General features: G+C 71.7%; 10 protein-coding genes. 2 read left to right on the top strand and 8 right to left on the bottom strand.

Annotated features, from left to right (window positions below; all coding sequences use genetic code 11):
- The 7 genes from ispG to IE206_RS31845 all read right to left on the bottom strand — a co-directional run.
- Positions 1 to 841, bottom strand: an 841-nt coding sequence (gene ispG / locus IE206_RS31875) for a flavodoxin-dependent (E)-4-hydroxy-3-methylbut-2-enyl-diphosphate synthase (RefSeq protein WP_189968269.1), incomplete at its 3' end; no start/stop codon positions are given.
- A 207-nt stretch (positions 842 to 1,048) separates the two neighbouring features.
- Positions 1,049 to 2,350 carry a M50 family metallopeptidase gene (locus tag IE206_RS31870; RefSeq protein ID WP_189968267.1) on the bottom strand — a complete coding sequence of 434 codons (1,302 nt, stop codon included), beginning with the start codon at positions 2,348 to 2,350 and terminating at the stop codon, positions 1,049 to 1,051.
- Positions 2,347 to 3,597 (bottom strand): 1-deoxy-D-xylulose-5-phosphate reductoisomerase, encoded by a 1,251-nt coding sequence (gene dxr / locus IE206_RS31865; RefSeq protein ID WP_189968265.1) that lies wholly within the window; start codon positions 3,595 to 3,597, stop codon positions 2,347 to 2,349. The genes IE206_RS31870 and dxr overlap by 4 nt, the downstream gene beginning before the upstream one ends.
- Before the next feature lie 171 nt (positions 3,598 to 3,768).
- Entirely contained in the window at positions 3,769 to 5,691 is a 1,923-nt protein-coding gene (locus tag IE206_RS31860; protein ID WP_189968263.1) for an acyl-CoA dehydrogenase family protein, read from the bottom strand.
- A gap of 199 nt (positions 5,692 to 5,890) precedes the next feature.
- Positions 5,891 to 7,336: an aldehyde dehydrogenase family protein gene (locus IE206_RS31855; protein ID WP_189968261.1), complete on the bottom strand. Its 1,446-nt coding sequence runs from the start codon at positions 7,334 to 7,336 to the stop codon at positions 5,891 to 5,893.
- A gap of 380 nt (positions 7,337 to 7,716) precedes the next feature.
- Positions 7,717 to 9,264 carry a PucR family transcriptional regulator gene (locus IE206_RS31850; RefSeq protein ID WP_189968259.1) on the bottom strand — a complete coding sequence of 516 codons (1,548 nt, stop codon included), beginning with the start codon at positions 9,262 to 9,264 and terminating at the stop codon, positions 7,717 to 7,719.
- A 144-nt stretch (positions 9,265 to 9,408) separates the two neighbouring features.
- The gene (locus tag IE206_RS31845) at positions 9,409 to 11,748 is read right to left on the bottom strand and encodes an ATP/GTP-binding protein (protein ID WP_189968257.1); all 2,340 of its coding nucleotides are present in this window, start codon (positions 11,746 to 11,748) and stop codon (positions 9,409 to 9,411) included.
- 246 nt (positions 11,749 to 11,994) lie between these two features.
- Here IE206_RS31845 and gabT point away from each other — a divergent pair, with 246 nt between their 5' ends.
- Both gabT and IE206_RS31835 read left to right on the top strand, forming a co-directional pair.
- The gene (gabT, locus tag IE206_RS31840; RefSeq protein WP_189968255.1) at positions 11,995 to 13,329 is read left to right on the top strand and encodes a 4-aminobutyrate--2-oxoglutarate transaminase; all 1,335 of its coding nucleotides are present in this window, start codon (positions 11,995 to 11,997) and stop codon (positions 13,327 to 13,329) included.
- A 102-nt stretch (positions 13,330 to 13,431) separates the two neighbouring features.
- A complete protein-coding gene (locus IE206_RS31835) occupies positions 13,432 to 14,229 on the top strand; it encodes a phosphatase PAP2 family protein (protein ID WP_189968253.1) in 798 nt (265 codons plus the stop codon).
- Here the strand turns inward: IE206_RS31835 and IE206_RS31830 are convergent.
- Positions 14,180 to 15,994: a chitinase gene (locus IE206_RS31830; RefSeq protein ID WP_226599812.1), complete on the bottom strand. Its 1,815-nt coding sequence runs from the start codon at positions 15,992 to 15,994 to the stop codon at positions 14,180 to 14,182. The two genes, IE206_RS31835 and IE206_RS31830, sit on opposite strands and share 50 nt — an antisense overlap.
- Between the last annotated feature and the right edge of the window lie 7 nt (positions 15,995 to 16,001).

Genomic DNA, 16,001 nt, shown 5'->3' with positions numbered 1-16,001 from the left:
GACACGACACGATCTCCAGCCGACGCTGACGCAGGTTCAACGACTCCAGAATCTGGATGCCGACCTTGATCTCCTCGGCCGGCGGCGCCGACAGGGAAACCCGGATCGTGTCCCCGATACCCTCGGCCAGCAGCGCACCAAAAGCCACCGCCGACTTGATGGTGCCCTGGAAGGCCGGACCCGCCTCGGTCACACCCAGGTGCAGCGGATAGTCGCACTGCGCGGCCAGCTGACGATAGGCGTTCACCATCACGACCGGGTCATTGTGCTTCACCGAGATCTTGATGTCCCGGAAACCGTGCTCCTCGAAGAGGGACGCCTCCCACAGAGCCGACTCGACCAGCGCCTCCGGCGTCGCCTTCCCGTACTTCTTCAGCAGCCGCGCATCCAGCGAACCCGCGTTCACACCGATCCGGATCGGCGTCCCCGCATCCTTCGCGGCCAGCGCGATCTCCCTGACCTTGTCGTCGAACTGCTTGATATTGCCCGGATTCACCCGCACCGCGGCACACCCGGCATCGATCGCCGCGAACACGTACTTCGGCTGGAAGTGAATGTCCGCGATCACCGGGATCTGCGACTTCCGCGCGATCGTCGCCAGCGCATCCGCATCGTCCTGCGTCGGACAGGCAACACGCACGATCTGACAGCCCGACGCCGTCAACTCGGCGATCTGCTGCAACGTCGCACCGATGTCCGACGTCCTCGTCGTGGTCATGGACTGCACCGAGACGGGTGCATCCCCGCCGACCGCCACCGACCCGACCTGGATCTGACGGCTCTTGCGACGCTCGGCCAGCCTGGTCGGTACGGACGGCATTCCCAGTGAAATCGCAGTCATCTGCTGTGCAACCCCAAGGTGTGGATCATGGTCCCGAGATCGGCGGGCTCCAGCCTTCGAGGTTACGTCACTCCGAGGGCCCCGAGGACAGGGTGCCCCCAGAGTTCACGCGAAGGGGCGGCCCGGGCACGCTGTGCACCCGGGCCGCCCCTGTCTGCGTACGGCCACTCGTACACCACCGGCGTACGGCAGAACTCTCCCCCGCGACTAGGTGATCTTCACCGGGTTCACCACGTCCGCCACGAGCACGAGCAGCGTGAAGCAGATGAAGATTCCGGCCACCACGTACGCGACCGGCATCAGCTTCGCCACGTCGAACGGGCCCGGGTCGGGGCGCTTGAGGACGCGGGCCAGGTTGCGGCGCAGCGACTCCCACAGGGCGCCCGCGATGTGGCCGCCGTCCAGCGGAAGCAGCGGCAGCATGTTGAACAGGAACAGCGAGAGGTTGAAGCCCGCGAGCAGGAACAGGAACGTCGCGATGATGTTCTGCGTCGGGGCGTCCAGGTTGAGCACCTCGCCGCTGAGCCGGGCCGCGCCGACGACGCCGACCGGGGAGTCGGCCTTGCGCTCGCCGCCGTCGAAGGCGGCGTTCCACAGGTCCGGGATCTTGCCGGGCAGGGCGACGATCGAGTGGACGCCGTTCTCGACCATGTCGCCCATGCGGTTCACGGACGCGCCGAAGCTGAGCGGCTGGATCTCCGTCTTGGCGGCGAAGCCGAGGTAGCCGGCCGGGACGTACTGGTCGGGGACGACCTGGCCGTTCGAGTCCTTCTTGGCCACCATGTTCTTGGCGAGCGTGGCGTGCAGGACGACCTGCTGCCCGCCGCGTTCCACGGTGATCGTGGCCGGGCCGATGGTCTCGCGGATGCGGTCCGAGAGGTCGGACCAGTCCTTCACGGACTTGCCGTCGAAGGCGACGATCTTGTCGCCGGTCTTCATGCCGGCGGCCTCGGCGGGCGAGACCGCGTCGGTGGGCTTGCAGGTCTCGCGCTTCTCGCTCTGCGAGATCACGCACTTCTGGACGCCCGCGACCTGGGTGGTCTGGGTCGCCATACCAAAGCCCATGAGCACGCTGAGGAAGATCGCCACCGCGAGGATCAGGTTCATGAACGGACCCGCGAACATGACGATGACGCGCTTCCAGGGCTTGCGCGTGTAGAACAGCCGGTCCTCGTCGCCGGGCTGGAGCTCCTCGAAGGCGGCGGCCCTGGCGTCCTCGATCATGCCGCGGAACGGCGAGGTCGAGCGGGCCTCGATGCGGCCGTCCGCGCCGGGCGGGAACATGCCGATCATGCGGATGTAGCCGCCGGCCGGCACCGCCTTGAGCCCGTACTCCGTGTCGCCCTTCTTGCGCGACCAGATCGTGGGGCCGAAGCCGACCATGTACTGGGGCACGCGGATACCGAAGAGCTTGGCCGTGGACAGATGGCCGAGCTCGTGCCACGCGATGGAGATGAGCAGCCCCACGGCGAAGAGCGCTATGCCGAGGACCGTCAACAGGATCGTCATGCGCGTGCCTCCGCTGTTGCCTTCACCGCGAGTTCCCGGGCCCGGGCGCGTGCCCAGGTCTCCGCTTCCAGGACGTCCGAGACCGTGAGGGAAGTTCCCGTCCGCGGCGTTCCGTGTTCGGCGACGACCTCCGTCACCGTCTCCATGATCCCGCTGAAGGGGAGCCGCCCGGCCAGGAACGCGTCCACGCATTCCTCGTTCGCGGCATTGAACACCGCCGGAGCCGTCCCGCCCAGCTCCCCGACGTGCCGGGCGAGTCCCACCGACGGGAACGCTTCGTTGTCGAGCGGGAAGAACTCCCAGGTCGACGCCTTGGACCAGTCGAACGCGGGCGCCGCGTCCGGGACCCGCTGGGGCCAGCCGAGCCCGATCGCGATGGGCCCGCGCATGTCCGGCGGGGTCGCCTGCGCCAGCGTCGAGCCGTCGGTGAACTCGACCATGGAGTGCACGTAGGACTGGGGGTGGACGACGACCTCGATGCGCGAGAAGGGGATGTCGTAGAGCAGGTGGGCCTCGATCACCTCCAGGCCCTTGTTGACCAGGGTCGCCGAGTTGACGGTGATGACGGGGCCCATCGCCCAGGTGGGGTGGGCCAGCGCGTCGGCCGGGGTGACGTCGGCCAGTTCGCTCCTGGTACGTCCCCGGAACGGGCCGCCGGACGCGGTCACGACGAGCTTGCGCACATCGGCGCGCTTGCCGGCGGCCAGCGCCTGGAAGAGCGCGGCGTGCTCGGAGTCGACGGGGATGATCTGGCCGGGCTCGGCGATCGCCTTGACGAGCGGGCCGCCGACGATCAGCGACTCCTTGTTGGCGAGGGCGAGGGTGCGTCCTGCTTGGAGCGCGGCCAGCGTGGGGGCGAGCCCGATCGAGCCGGTGATCCCGTTCAGGACGGTGTGGCAGGGGGAGGCCGCGAGCTCGGTGGCCGCGTCGGGGCCCGCCAGGATCTCGGGGAGCGGCTCGGTGCCGTACTGGGCCGCCAGCGCCTCGCGCAGCGCGGGCACGGCGTCCTCGCGCGCCACCGCGACGGCGGCGACCCGCAGCCTCCGGGCCTGCTCGGCGAGCAGCTGGACCCGGCCGCCGGCTGCGGAGAGCGCGGTCACGCGGAAGCGGTCGGGGTTGCGCAGGACCAGGTCGATGGCCTGGGTACCGATGGACCCGGTGGATCCGAGGACCACCACATCGCGTCGGCCTTCGGCCGGATCGAAGGCGATGTGGGGGTCGGCGAGGGGGGCTGGGCTGTCGCTCATGCCCCCCATTGTTGCCGCATCTGCTGTGCGCCCGGACAGCGCTCCTGCCAAGAAGACCGGGACGAGTGCGCGGGCGCCGTCCCGTACCCCGCTGCCGGGGCGGTGCCCGCGGCCCGGACGCCGGAGCGGAACGTGCCGCTCCGGCGTTCGGATCCCCTACGGGAACCGCGATCAGCGGATGGGGCGGTGGACGTTGTCGCGCTTGGCCGGGCCCGGGGTCGCGTCCGCGATCCAGGGGCCGTCGTCGGAGGGGTCGAGGACGCCCTCCTCCAGCCAGGTGTAGGAACCGGCGAGGACCTCGTCGACGACCTTGCGGTCGAGGTCGTCGGTGTTGCTCCACAGCCGGGTGAAGAGCTCCTCCACGCGGATGCGGGACTGGCGGCAGAACGTGTCGGCCAGCTGGACCGCCTCGCGGCCGTTCTCGCCGGTGGACCGCAGGTGCTCGGCCCGTACGCAGGCCGCGCTCATCGCGAACAGCTCGGCCCCGATGTCGACGATCCGGCCGAGGAAGCCCTGTTTGGTCTCCATCCGGCCCTGCCAGCGCGACATCGCGTAGAACGTCGAGCGGGCGAGCTTGCGCGCGGAGCGCTCGGCGTAGCGAAGGTGCTGGGCGAGCGGCCCGAACTCACCGTAGGAGCGCGGGAGTTGACCTGGTCCGGCGACCAGTTTGGGCAGCCACTTGGCGTAGAACCCTGCCGCGTTCGCGCCCGCCCTGGCCTTGTCCTGGAGGGACTTGTCGGGGTCGATCAGGTCGCCCGCGACGGACAGGTGGGCGTCGACCGCCTCGCGGGCGATCAGCAGGTGCATGATCTCCGTCGAGCCCTCGAAGATCCGGTTGATCCGCATGTCGCGGAGCATCTGCTCGGCGGGGACGGCCCGCTCGCCGCGGGCCGCGAGCGAGTCCGCCGTCTCGAAGCCGCGGCCGCCGCGGATCTGGACCAGCTCGTCCGTCATCAGCCAGGCCATCTCGGACCCGTACAGCTTGGCGAGGGCGGCCTCGATGCGGATGTCGTTGCGGTCCTCGTCGGCCATCTGCGAGGAGAGGTCCGTCATGGCTTCGAGGGCGAACGTGGTCGCGGCGATGAACGAGATCTTCGCGCCGACCGCCTCGTGCCGGGCGACCGGCCGGCCCCACTGCTCGCGTACGCCCGCCCATTCGCGGGCGATCTTCAGGCACCACTTGCCGCCGCCGACGCACATGGCGGGCAGCGAGAGGCGGCCGGTGTTGAGGGTGGTCAGGGCGATCTTGAGGCCGGAGCCCTCGGGGCCGATCCGGTTGGCGGCCGGGACGCGGACCTGGTGGAAGCGGGTGACGCCGTTCTCGATGCCGCGCAGGCCCATGAAGGCGTTGCGGTTCTCCACGGTGACGCCCGGCGAGTCCGCCTCGACGACGAAGGCGGTGATGCCGCCCTTGTGGCCCTCCGATTTGGGCACCCGGGCCATCACGACGAGGAGGTCGGCGACGACGCCGTTGGTCGTCCACAGCTTCACGCCGTCGAGTACGTAGTCGTCGCCGTCGGGCACGGCCGAGGTCGCGAGGCGGGCCGGGTCGGAGCCGACGTCGGGCTCGGTGAGCAGGAAGGCGGAGATGTCGGTACGGGCACAGCGGGGCAGGAAGGTGTCCTTCTGCTCCTGGGTGCCGAACAGCTTCAGCGGCTGGGGCACGCCGATCGACTGGTGCGCGGAGAGCAGTGCGCCTATGGCGGGGCTCGCCGAACCGGCCAGGGTGAGCGCCTTGTTGTAGTAGACCTGGGTCAGCCCCTGGCCGCCGTACTTCGTATCGATCTTCATCCCGAAGGCGCCGAGCTCCTTGAGCCCGTTAACGACCTCGTCGGGGATCTGCGACTCGCGCTCGATCAGGCGGCCGTCGACACGGGTTTCGCAGAAGTCGCGCATCTTGGCGAGGAAGGCCTCGCCGCGCTCCACGTCGTCGGGGGCGGGCAGCGGATGAGGGTGGATCAGATCGAGGCGCAGCCGGCCGAGGAAGAGTTCCTTCGCGAAGCTGGGCTTGCGCCAGTCCTGCTCGCGGGCGGCCTCGGCGACCTGGCGCGCCTCGCGCTCGGAGACCTTGGGCGTGTGCTGTGGTGCGGTCATGAGGGGTTCTCCTCGCCGCGGGCTGACGGGTGCGGGCGGCTGCCCGTTACCGGGTGGTGCTACTCGTCCGTATGTACCCGATTCCCGGCACTTGGACCACCCCTCGCGCCCGCCCGGACGTACGACGGCGGCCGGAACCCCCGCACAGTGGGTTCCGGCCGCCGGTCCTGGGGGCGCCTCCTGTTGGCGGCGCCGCGTCCTAGAGGGCGAGGCCCGTCAGGACGAGGACGCGCTCGTAGGTGTAGTCGTCCATCGCGTAGCGGACGCCCTCGCGGCCGACGCCGGAGGCCTTGGCGCCGCCGTACGGCATCTGGTCGGCGCGGTAGGACGGCACGTCGCCGATGATCACGCCGCCGACCTCCAGGGCGCGGTGGGCGCGGAAGGCGGTCTGGAGGTCGTGCGTGAACACACCCGCCTGGAGGCCGTACTTGGACGAGTTGACCGCGGCGAACGCCTCGGCCTCGCCGTCCACCTTCTGGACGGTCAGGACGGGTCCGAAGACCTCCTCGCAGGCGAGGGTGGTGTCCGCGGGCAGCTCCGTGAGCACGGTCGGCGCGTAGGAGGCGCCGTCGCGCTTGCCGCCGGCGAGCAGCTGGGCACCGGCCGAGACGGCCTCGTCGACCCAGGACTCGACGCGCTTGGCGGCGTCCTCGCTGACCAGCGGGCCGACGTCGGTGGCCGCGTCGGACGGGTCACCGGTGACCTGCGCCTCGACGGCGGCGACGATCTTCGGGAGCAGCCGGTCGTAGACGGCGGCGTCCGCGATGACCCGCTGCACCGAGATGCAGGACTGGCCGCCCTGGTAGTTGGAGAAGGTGGCGATACGGGTCGCCGCCCAGTCGAGGTCGGCCTCGGAGGCCCAGTCGGCGAGAACGACGGCCGCGCCGTTGCCGCCGAGCTCCAGGGTGCAGTGCTTGCGCGGCACCGAGTCCATGATCGCGTAGCCGACCTTGTCGGAGCCGGTGAAGGAGATGACCGGGAGGCGGTCGTCCTGCACCAGGGCCGGCATCTTGTCGTTGGCGACCGGCAGGATGCTCCACGAGCCGGCCGGCAGCTCGGTCTCGGCGAGCAGCTCGCCGAGGATGAGGCCCGACAGCGGGGTCGCGGGGGCGGGCTTCAGGATGATCGGGGCGCCGACCGCGATGGCCGGGGCGACCTTGTGGGCGCACAGGTTCAGCGGGAAGTTGAACGGTGCGATGCCGAGGACGACGCCCTTGGGGAAGCGGCGGGTCAGGGCGAGGCGGCCCACGCCGCCGCCGTCGGTGTCCAGGCGCTGGGCCTCGCCGCCGTTGAAGCGGCGGGCCTCCTCGGCCGCGAAGCGGAACACGGAGACCGCGCGGCCGACCTCGCCGCGGGCCCACTTGATCGGCTTTCCGTTCTCCGCGGAGATCAGCTGGGCGATCTCCTCGGTGCGCTCGGCGAGCCGCTTCGATACGTGGTCGAGGGCGGCGGCCCGTACGTGCGCCGGGGTCGCCGCGAACTCCTCCACGACGGCGTGCGCCGCGGCCACGGCCTCCTCGACCTGGGCGTCGGTGGGCACGCTGACCGAGGCGACGTGACGGCCGTCCCAGGGCGAAGTGACATCGAAGCGGTCGTCGCCGGTGGCCTCGCGGCCGGCGAGCCAGAAGGCGGTGGTAGAAGTCATGCCCTCACGGTAGGCCGGGGGGCGGGGGTGTGCGTTTGTCCGGGGTGGAGTGATCGGGACCCGGGGTGCGCCGCTTTGTCATCCCCACCCCGCCCCTTCCCGAAAGCCTCCGACGGATGGGGTGGGTGGGACGGGCGTGCCATCGGTCGACTGCGGGCCGTTCGTGGTTGGGCGCCCAGTTCCCCGCGCTCCTGGCAGGCTCGGCGCTGACCCGCACCGGCATCTTCAGCCCGTCCGGCGTTTGAGGACGAGCGCCCTTCAGGCGCGAACGGGGTCTGCGGCGGAGCCCCAGGAGTCGGGCTCAGGCCATTCGCACCCCCGGAGGCCACGCGGCGGAGCCGCAGAGTGTCACAGCGGGAAGAGGCGGAGTGGGGGACAGCTCACGCGTCCGGGGCCGACGTGGCCTTCAGGGCCAGCCACAGCTCCATGCGGACGTCCGGGTCGTCCAGGGAGCGGCCCAGGATCTCCTCCACCCGGCGCATCCGGTAGCGGAGGGTGTGCCGGTGCACACCGAGGTCCGCCGCCGCCGCGTCCCACTGGCCGTGCCGCGACAGCCACGCCCGCAGGGAGGCCACCAAGTCGCCACGGCCCGTCGCGTCGTGCTCGTACAGGGCGCGGAGCATTCCGTCCGCGAAGGCCCGCACCGCGTCGTCCGCGAGGAGTGGGAGAACAGAACCCGCCACCAACTGCTCGTGTTCCACGAGCAGTTGCCCCCGGCGCCGCGCCACCGACAGCGCCTGCTCCGCCTGCTTGTACGCGGACGCCGCCGCGATCGGCCCGGCCGGCGCGGAGAGTCCTATGACGAGTTCCTCGCCCTCGGCGGCCTCGTGGGACTGGCAGGCCGCGACGGCCTCGCCGCCGTCCGCCGCAAGGACGACCAGCCGCGCCCCCTCCGGCACCACGAGCACCGCCTCGCCGGAGCGCGCGGCGGCCGACTCCATCGTCTCGGCGAGCGCGCCGAGCCCGGCGGGGTCGCCCTCCCCCGCGGGTTCGGCGATGACCAGCCGGAACGGCGCGTCCAGGAGACCGCCGTAAAGATCGCCGGCCACCGCGCGGGCATGGTCCTGCTGTCCGGAGAGCAGCATGCGCAGAACGGCCGCGCCCAGGCGCTGCTCGGCGGACTGGAGCGAGCGGGAGCGTTCCGTCGTCAAGGTCAGCAGCGCGACCGCCGAGTGCACCGCGTAGCGCTCGGCGGTGCCGAGCGGCGCCCCCGTGCCCACGGCCAGCGCGCCCCGCACCCGGCGCCCCGTGCCGAGCGACTGGAGCTCGACCCGGTCGCCGGAGGCGTCGTCGGCGCCGACCACCGCGCTGGCCGGGGCCGCGCGCTCGCGCAGCCGGGCGACGTCCGGGGCGAGCCGGGCGGCGCGCCGCGCGGCCCACTCGGGGGCGGCCGCCACGACCGCGCCGGAGGTGTCGTACAGCGCGGCCCAGCCGTCGACGTGCGCGGCGAGCTTGGCGATCAGGACGGCCGGGCCCTCGGACAGCGCCGCCTTCGTCAGCTCGCGCTGCGCCTCGAACCCGGCGGTGACCGCACGGTACTGGTCGGCCGAGATGGCTGCCGAGACCGCCTTGGAGATGGCCAGGAACGGGGTGCGCCGGGGCACCTCCACGAGCGGGAGGTCCTCCTCGCGGGCCGCGGCGAGCAGCGCCTGGGGCACCGTGTCGTAGTTGACCCCGATCGCGAAGCCGAGCCCGACCACCCCGGCCCTGGCCAGCCTGCGCACGTAGCGGCGCATGGCCTGGGGGTCGTCGGCGTCCAGCGTCATCGCGGTGGTGAGCAGCAGCTCGCCGCCCTCCATGTACGGGACGGGGTCGGCGAGTTCGCTGACGTGGGCCCAGCGCACCGGGCGGTCCAGGTGGTCCTCCCCCGCGCGCACGGTGAGCTTGAGCGCCGAGTGCTGGACGAGCGAGGCGAGCGTGGGCGGCATGGGACCGGGTTACCTTCGCGGCAGGGAGTCAGGAGCACGGGAAGTAGCGACAGTAAGTGATTGCTACGCCCCGTATGAACGGGCAACTCCATTTTGCCAGCTCGGCCAGGTTCCGCCGAGCCGTTCAACCGACAGGTACCGGCCTCACGCCCGCAGGTCCACCAGGAGCGGCGGCGCGTGCTCTCCCTTCACGGTCGTCAGCGAGAGCACCGCGTGCCCGGCCGGCACCTGGTGGGCGAGCTCGGAGGCCGACCAGCGCTCCCGCTCGACCTTGCGCACGGTGACGGCGTCGGTGGTGACGGCCTTGCCGGTGACGAGTTTGCGCAGCGCGTGGACCGCCCGGGTGAGCGGCTGGTCGGCGAAGACGGTGTGCTTGGCGACCTCGGTGGTCTCCACCCACTCGGTGCCCCACGCCTGCGCGAACAGCCGCCCGTCCCAGGTGGTGACCCCGGAGAACGTCATGTGGCAGCCGACCGAGCCGAGCAGCGAGGTGTGCAGCTGCTCCGGTACGTCGCCGAGCGCCCGCAGGGTGAGCAGCACCCCGGCGTTGCAGTTCCGCAGCCGCTGCAGGGACCGTACGGACTCGGCGGTGACCGCGTGCGTGGCGTCGTCGACGGCGAGGAAGGCGAAGAGCGAGCGGTCCCGGCGGGCGGCCGCCCCGGCGGTGAACTGGGCGAGGATCAGCCGGGTCAGCAGGTGCGCCGCCTCCGGGTGGCCGCGTTCGGGCACGTCTACACGGACCCGCAGCGGGTGTTCGAGGGAGCGCAGCGAGAACGGCCGGGTCTCGCCCGTGGTGTCGAAGAACCCCTCGAAGGCAGGGCGGTCGAGCACCGCGACGCGGGCGGCGAGCGCGAGCCCCGGGTCGCCCGGCGTGCCCAACTGCCGCTCCCTGGCGTCGAGTTCGCGATGGTAGGCGCGGTGCGCCTCGGCGTCGAGGCTCCCCCGGAGCTCTTCCATGGCGCCGGGCGATCCGTCGAGCAGCTCGCGCAGGACCGGGACGGCGGGGAAGCGTCCGTGGGCCGCGCGGTAGGGGCCGAGCAGCTGGGCAAGGGCCGTCGCGGCCCGCCGCGCGTCGACCTCGGGGATGTCCCCGGCGAGGGCCTCGGCGAGCAGGGTGGCGGCCTCGTCGGGGTCGGCGGTGCCGCCGTACAGGTCGAGGTCGTACGCGGAGGAGGCGTCGCCGGGCTTGATCACCACGTCGTAGCCGTCGTCGGGACCGAGCGGGGTGCCCGCCGCGCACACCGCTACGACGGCGGCCTTCCCGGCCAGCGCCTGGAGCGCGAGCGACTCCACCACGGGCCGCACCAGGTGCCGGGTCTTGCCCGAGCCGAACGGTCCGACCGCGAGCAGCGACGAGCCGAGCGCGGCCGGGTCGACGGCCGCCCCCGCGCCCCTGCGGGCGGCTGGGGTGCGCTCCGCGTCCGGGTAGCGGCCGAGCCGCACCTGGGAGGTGAGGAGGTCGTGGGTGGCCGCGCGGGCGGGCAGGTCGCGATCGCCCGAGGGGTGCAGACAGGCCCGCGCGCCCTGGCCCGCGACCGCCTCGGCGAACGCGCCGAGCCGGGACGGGTCCGCCTTCACGGTCGCCCATGCCCGCCGGATCCGTACGCAGTCGACGTCGTTCATCCGCCCGGCCCGCTCCTCGGCCACCAGCCGGTCGGCAGTGGCATCCTGACCGGCGGCCCGCAGCTGGGGCCAGTCGGCCGGGGAGGCCACGGGGGATGCGGTGGGGGTCTGCGCCGGGGAGGCGGCCCTGCCCTTGCGGAAGTGGCCGAGCCAGTCGCCGGCCCTGGCGAAGGGCCAGAGCACCGCACCGCCGACCAGCACGTACAGCGCGTAATTGACGAACGTGGCCACCGCCCGGTCGCCGTTGCCGGTCGTCCAGGACAGCGGGAACAGGCTCCAGACGGTGAAGAAGAAGGGGAACAGGCTGGTCCCGATCACGAGCCACACCGCGAACGCGCCGGCAAGGCCCGTGCGCAGGGTCCGCTCCGGCTGCGGACAGTCGACCGCGTACCGCCGGAAGACCTCCAGCCAGTTGCCCATCCGGCCGAACACGTAGATCAGCAGTGCGGCGAAGAGGCTGTTGTAGACCTCGATGGCGGTGATCGCCTCGGACGGCCGCGGATAGCGCCACCACTCGGCGGGCGTGAACAGCTCAAGCAGCACCCGGCTGTGCGGGATGTATCCGTTGGTCCACAGCGACCAGACCAGGGTGGCCGCGAGCAACGCCACCAGGGCGCCGACGAGGAGGGCACGGTCGGGCACCCGGTCCGGGTCCGCGTCTGGCCGCGGCCTGTGGCCGAAGCGCCACAGGCCCGGTTCGGCCGGGGCACGCGGGGTGCGCAGCCAGTCGCCGAGGGCGGGCCCGGCCGGGGGCGCCTCGGCGGGGCGGGGCGGGAGCGGCGGCCGCGGGGGCGGCACTACGGGGCGCGGGACCGCCCCCGAACGGGTGCCGCGTGCGTCGTGCGTGCCTTCGGTGTCCATCGACCCCTTGCCCCCTGACCAGCCAGGTCCGTTCCGAGCGCTGCGAACGCTCAATCTAGTGCCAGGGCACGACGGTTCACCGCTGCTGCACCCCACGCGTCCGCCCGGGGGAACTGTCCGCCGAGGACAAGGGACACACCCTCACCACTACCTAACGGCGCATGCCATGGCCCGTTCGTGCGCCTTAGCCTGCGAAGAAAGCCAAGGAAGCGTCCGAATCCCCACGAAAATCTCCAGGAGCCCCTCATGAGCGCGATCCCGCAGGAGCGCCGCGTCGTCACCGCCATCCCCGGCCCGAAGTCGCAGGAGCTTCAGGCCCGCCGTCTCGCGGCGGTCGCCGCCGGTGTGGGCTCCACGCTGCCCGTGTTCACCGCGCGCGCGGGCGGCGGCATCATCGAGGACGTCGACGGCAACCGCCTGATCGACTTCGGCTCCGGCATCGCGGTGACGTCGGTCGGCGCCTCCGCCGAGGCCGTGGTCCGCCGCGCGAGCGCCCAGCTGCAGGACTTCACGCACACCTGCTTCATGGTCACGCCGTACGAGGGCTACGTCGCCGTCGCCGAGCAGCTCGCCGAGCTGACGCCGGGCGACCACGCCAAGAAGTCCGCGCTGTTCAACTCGGGCGCCGAGGCCGTCGAGAACGCCGTCAAGATCGCCCGTGCCTACACCAAGCGCCAGGCGGTCGTCGTCTTCGACCACGGCTACCACGGCCGCACCAACCTCACGATGGCGCTGACGAGCAAGAACATGCCGTACAAGAACGGCTTCGGCCCGTTCGCGCCCGAGGTCTACCGCGTGCCGGTCGCCTACGGCTACCGCTGGCTGACCGGTCCGGAGAACGCCGGTGCCGAGGCGTCCGCGCAGGCCATCGACATGATCAACAAGCAGATCGGCGCGGACAACGTCGCCGCGATCATCATCGAGCCGGTGCTCGGCGAGGGCGGCTTCATCGAGCCGGCCAAGGGCTTCCTGCCCGCGATCAGCCAGTTCGCCAAGGACAACGGCATCGTGTTCGTCGCGGACGAGATCCAGTCCGGCTTCTGCCGCACCGGCCAGTGGTTCGCGTGCGAGGACGAGGGCATCGTCCCGGACCTGATCACCACCGCCAAGGGCATCGCGGGCGGCATGCCGCTCGCCGCCGTGACGGGCCGCGCCGAGATCATGGACTCCGCGCACGCGGGCGGCCTCGGCGGCACCTACGGCGGCAACCCGGTGGCCTGCGCCGCCGCGCTGGGCGCGATCGAGACGATGAAGGAGCTCGACCTCAACGGCAAGGCCAAGCGCATCGAGGAGGTCATGAAGGCCCGCCTGGCGACCATGGCCGAGAAGTACGACATCATCGGCGACATCCGCGGCCGCGGCGCCATGATCGCCATCGAGCTGGTCAAGGACCGCGCCTCGAAGACCCCGAACCCGGAGGCCGCGGGCGCGCTCGCCAAGGCCTGCCACGCGGAGGGCCTCCTGGTCCTGACCTGCGGCACGTACGGCAATGTCCTGCGCTTCCTGCCCCCGCTGGTCATCGGCGAGGACCTGCTGAACGAGGGGCTCGACATCATCGAGCAGGCCTTCACCGGCGTGTGACGCAGAGCAGCCGACACCGCCTGTGAAGAACGTGTGGGGGGCCAATGGCGGGATGGAGTTCCCGCTGTCGGTCCCCCGCTGTCTGCCGTACGGTTTCTGCAGATGAGAGAAACACCTCGCCCGCAGGGGACTGCGGGCGGTTCCAGGGCGGAGCATCCCCAGCCTTGCCCTGGTCGTGCCCTCGCGCACACCACTGGAGCCTCCGGCTCCGGAACTCCTCACCGATCGGATGGCCGTCCGCCCCACACCCCCCGGGGCGCGCGGTACACCGGTCAAGGCGGCCGCCCCGGAACCTCCCCCCCTGTTCCGGGGCGGCCGGCTTTCCTCTTCGCCACGCTGCTCTGCGTGTTCGCGGTCATCACCTGGCAGGTCGCATCCGGCGGCCCGCTGCGCCGTCTGGACGAGCGCGTCGACCGGGCGGTGACCGGCCACGGGCCGTCCGCCCTCGCGGAGGTCCTCGCCGACCTCGGCAGCATGCCGGTCGCACTCCCCGTCCTCGCCGTCGCCATCGCGTACGCCCTGTGGCGCGGCCTGCGCCGCCAGGCACTGATCGCCGCCGTGACGATGGCCGTGGTGCCGCTCCTGATCGTGCCGCTGAAGGACTGGATCGCCCGGCCGGGCCCGCTGGAGGCCGCCACCGGCTACTACCCCTCGGGCCACACGGCGACCGCGATGGTGGCGTACGGCGGGGCCGCGCTCCTGCTGTCCCCGTCCGTACGCCGCGGATGGCTGATGCCCGCCGCCGCGGGGGCGCTCACCGCGGCGACGGGCATCGGTCTGGTCCTGCACGGCTACCACTGGCCCCTGGACGTCCTTGCCAGCTGCTGCCTGTGCGGGGCTCTGCTGGTGGTCAGCTCCACGGGTATGCGTCGTAGTTCCTCGAGAACTCCCCGCCGTTGAAGCGGTCCCAGTTGATGGACCAGGTCATGAGGCCGCGCAGGCCCGGCCAGGCTCCGTGGGTCCGGTACGCGCCGCAGTCGGCCTTCTTCGTCAGGCAGTCCAGGGTCTTGGTGACCTCGGCGGGACCGGTCCAGCCGTTGCCCGCCTGAGTGGAGGCGGGCAGGCCGATGGCGACCTGGTCGGGGCGCAGCGCGGGGAACATCTTCGAGGTGTCGCCCGCTACGGGGAAGCCGGTGAGCAGCATGTCGGTCATGGCGATGTGGAAGTCCGAGCCGCCCATCGAGTGGTACTGGTTGTCCAGGCCCATGATCGATCCCGAGTTGTAGTCCTGGACGTGCAGCAGGGTGAGCGAGTCGCGCAGCGCGTAGATGACCGGAAGGTAGGCGCCGCAGCGCGGATCCTGCCCGCCCCAGGGGCCGGAGCCGTAGTACTGGTAGCCGAGCTGCACGAAGAACGTCTCCGGGGCCATCGTCAGGACGAACTTCGAGCCGTACTTGGCCTTGAGGGTCTTCAGGGCGTCAATGAGGTTGACGATGACGGGCGTTGTGGGACTGCGGAAGTCCGTGTCGCCGGTGTTCAGCGAGAGCGAGTGGCCCTCGAAGTCGATGTCGAGGCCGTCCAGACCGTAGTCGTCGATGATCTTCGAGACGGACGAGACGAAGGTGTCGCGGGCGGCGGTCGTGGTGAGCTGGACCTGGCCGTTCTGGCCGCCGATCGAGATCAGCACCTTCTTGCCCGCGGCCTGCTTGGCCTTGATGGCGGCCTTGAAGTCGGCGAGCGACTCGACGGTCGGGCAATCGCTGACCGGGCACAGGTTGAACCGGATGTCGCCGGAGGTCGCCGAGGTCGGTTCGCCGAAGGCGAGGTCGATGACGTTCCAGTCGTCGGGCACGTCCGCCATGCGCGTGTAGCCCGCGCCGTTGGCGAAGGACGCGTGCAGATACCCGACGAGCGCGTGGCCCAAGGGCGGCGGGGTGGTGGTGCCCGTGGTGGCCGCGGTGACGGTGGCCGACTTCGGGGACTCCCCCGCGGAGTTGGTCGCGGTGACCTGGAAGGCGTACGAGGTGCTGGGGGCCAGACCTGTGGCGGTGGCCGAAGTCCCGCTCACCGAGGCCACCTTGGCGCCGTCGCGGTACACGGTGTAGCCGGTGGCGCCGGTGACCGGGGACCAGCTCAGGCCGATGCTGGAGGAGGTGGCGCCGGAGGCGGCGAGCCCGGCGGGGGCGGCCGGTATCTGGACGGGAGCGCCGCCGGGGCCGGTCAGGGTCACGTCGTCGGCCTCGTACGCGGCGGTGCCGTACCAGCCGTGCGTGTAGACGGTCACCGAGGTGGTGCCCGCGCCGGTCTTGAAGCTGGTCGTCAGCTGCTGCCAGGAGGGCGCGGACTGCGTCCAGGTCGACACGTCGGTGGTTCCGGTGCCGGAGGCACCGAGGTAGACGTAGCTGCCCTGCACCCAACTGCTCAGCGTGTACGTGGAGTTGGGCTGGACGGCGACCGTCTGGGAGCACTGGGCGTTGTCGCTGCCGGCCGGGGTCGCCTTCAGGGCGGCGGTGCCGCTGTGCACGGGCGAGGAGACGGAGGCGCCGCTGTTCGCGGTGCAGCTCCAGCCGTCGAGTCCGGATTCGAAGCCGCCGTTGCGCATGAGGTCGGTGTCGGCGGCGTGCGCGGACGGCGCCACGGCGACGAGTCCGGCCGCGGCGAGGGTGGCCGCCGTGAGAGCGGCGAAGAGGGACGACCGTAGGGCCGGATGTCTGGTGCGGTCCACAACTGCC

The organism is Streptomyces violascens (genome assembly GCF_014649955.1).
GTDB classification, from domain to species: Bacteria; Actinomycetota; Actinomycetes; order Streptomycetales; family Streptomycetaceae; genus Streptomyces; species Streptomyces violascens.
The sequence above is the reverse complement of the archived record's forward strand: the minus strand, read 5'-3'. Positions and strand labels throughout refer to the sequence as shown.

Bases quoted from the DNA above. Each gene is read 5' to 3' on its own strand.
- IE206_RS31870 (WP_189968267.1), bottom strand. From the start codon at position 2,350: ATGACGATCCTGTTGACGGTCCTCGGCATAGCGCTCTTCGCCGTGGGG.
- dxr (WP_189968265.1), bottom strand. From the start codon at position 3,597: ATGAGCGACAGCCCAGCCCCCCTCGCCGACCCCCACATCGCCTTCGAT.
- IE206_RS31860 (WP_189968263.1), bottom strand. From the start codon at position 5,691: ATGACCGCACCACAGCACACGCCCAAGGTCTCCGAGCGCGAGGCGCGC.
- IE206_RS31855 (WP_189968261.1), bottom strand. From the start codon at position 7,336: ATGACTTCTACCACCGCCTTCTGGCTCGCCGGCCGCGAGGCCACCGGC.
- IE206_RS31850 (WP_189968259.1), bottom strand. From the start codon at position 9,264: ATGCCGCCCACGCTCGCCTCGCTCGTCCAGCACTCGGCGCTCAAGCTC.
- IE206_RS31845 (WP_189968257.1), bottom strand. From the start codon at position 11,748: ATGGACACCGAAGGCACGCACGACGCACGCGGCACCCGTTCGGGGGCG.
- gabT (WP_189968255.1), top strand. From the start codon at position 11,995: ATGAGCGCGATCCCGCAGGAGCGCCGCGTCGTCACCGCCATCCCCGGC.
- IE206_RS31835 (WP_189968253.1), top strand. From the start codon at position 13,432: ATGAGAGAAACACCTCGCCCGCAGGGGACTGCGGGCGGTTCCAGGGCG.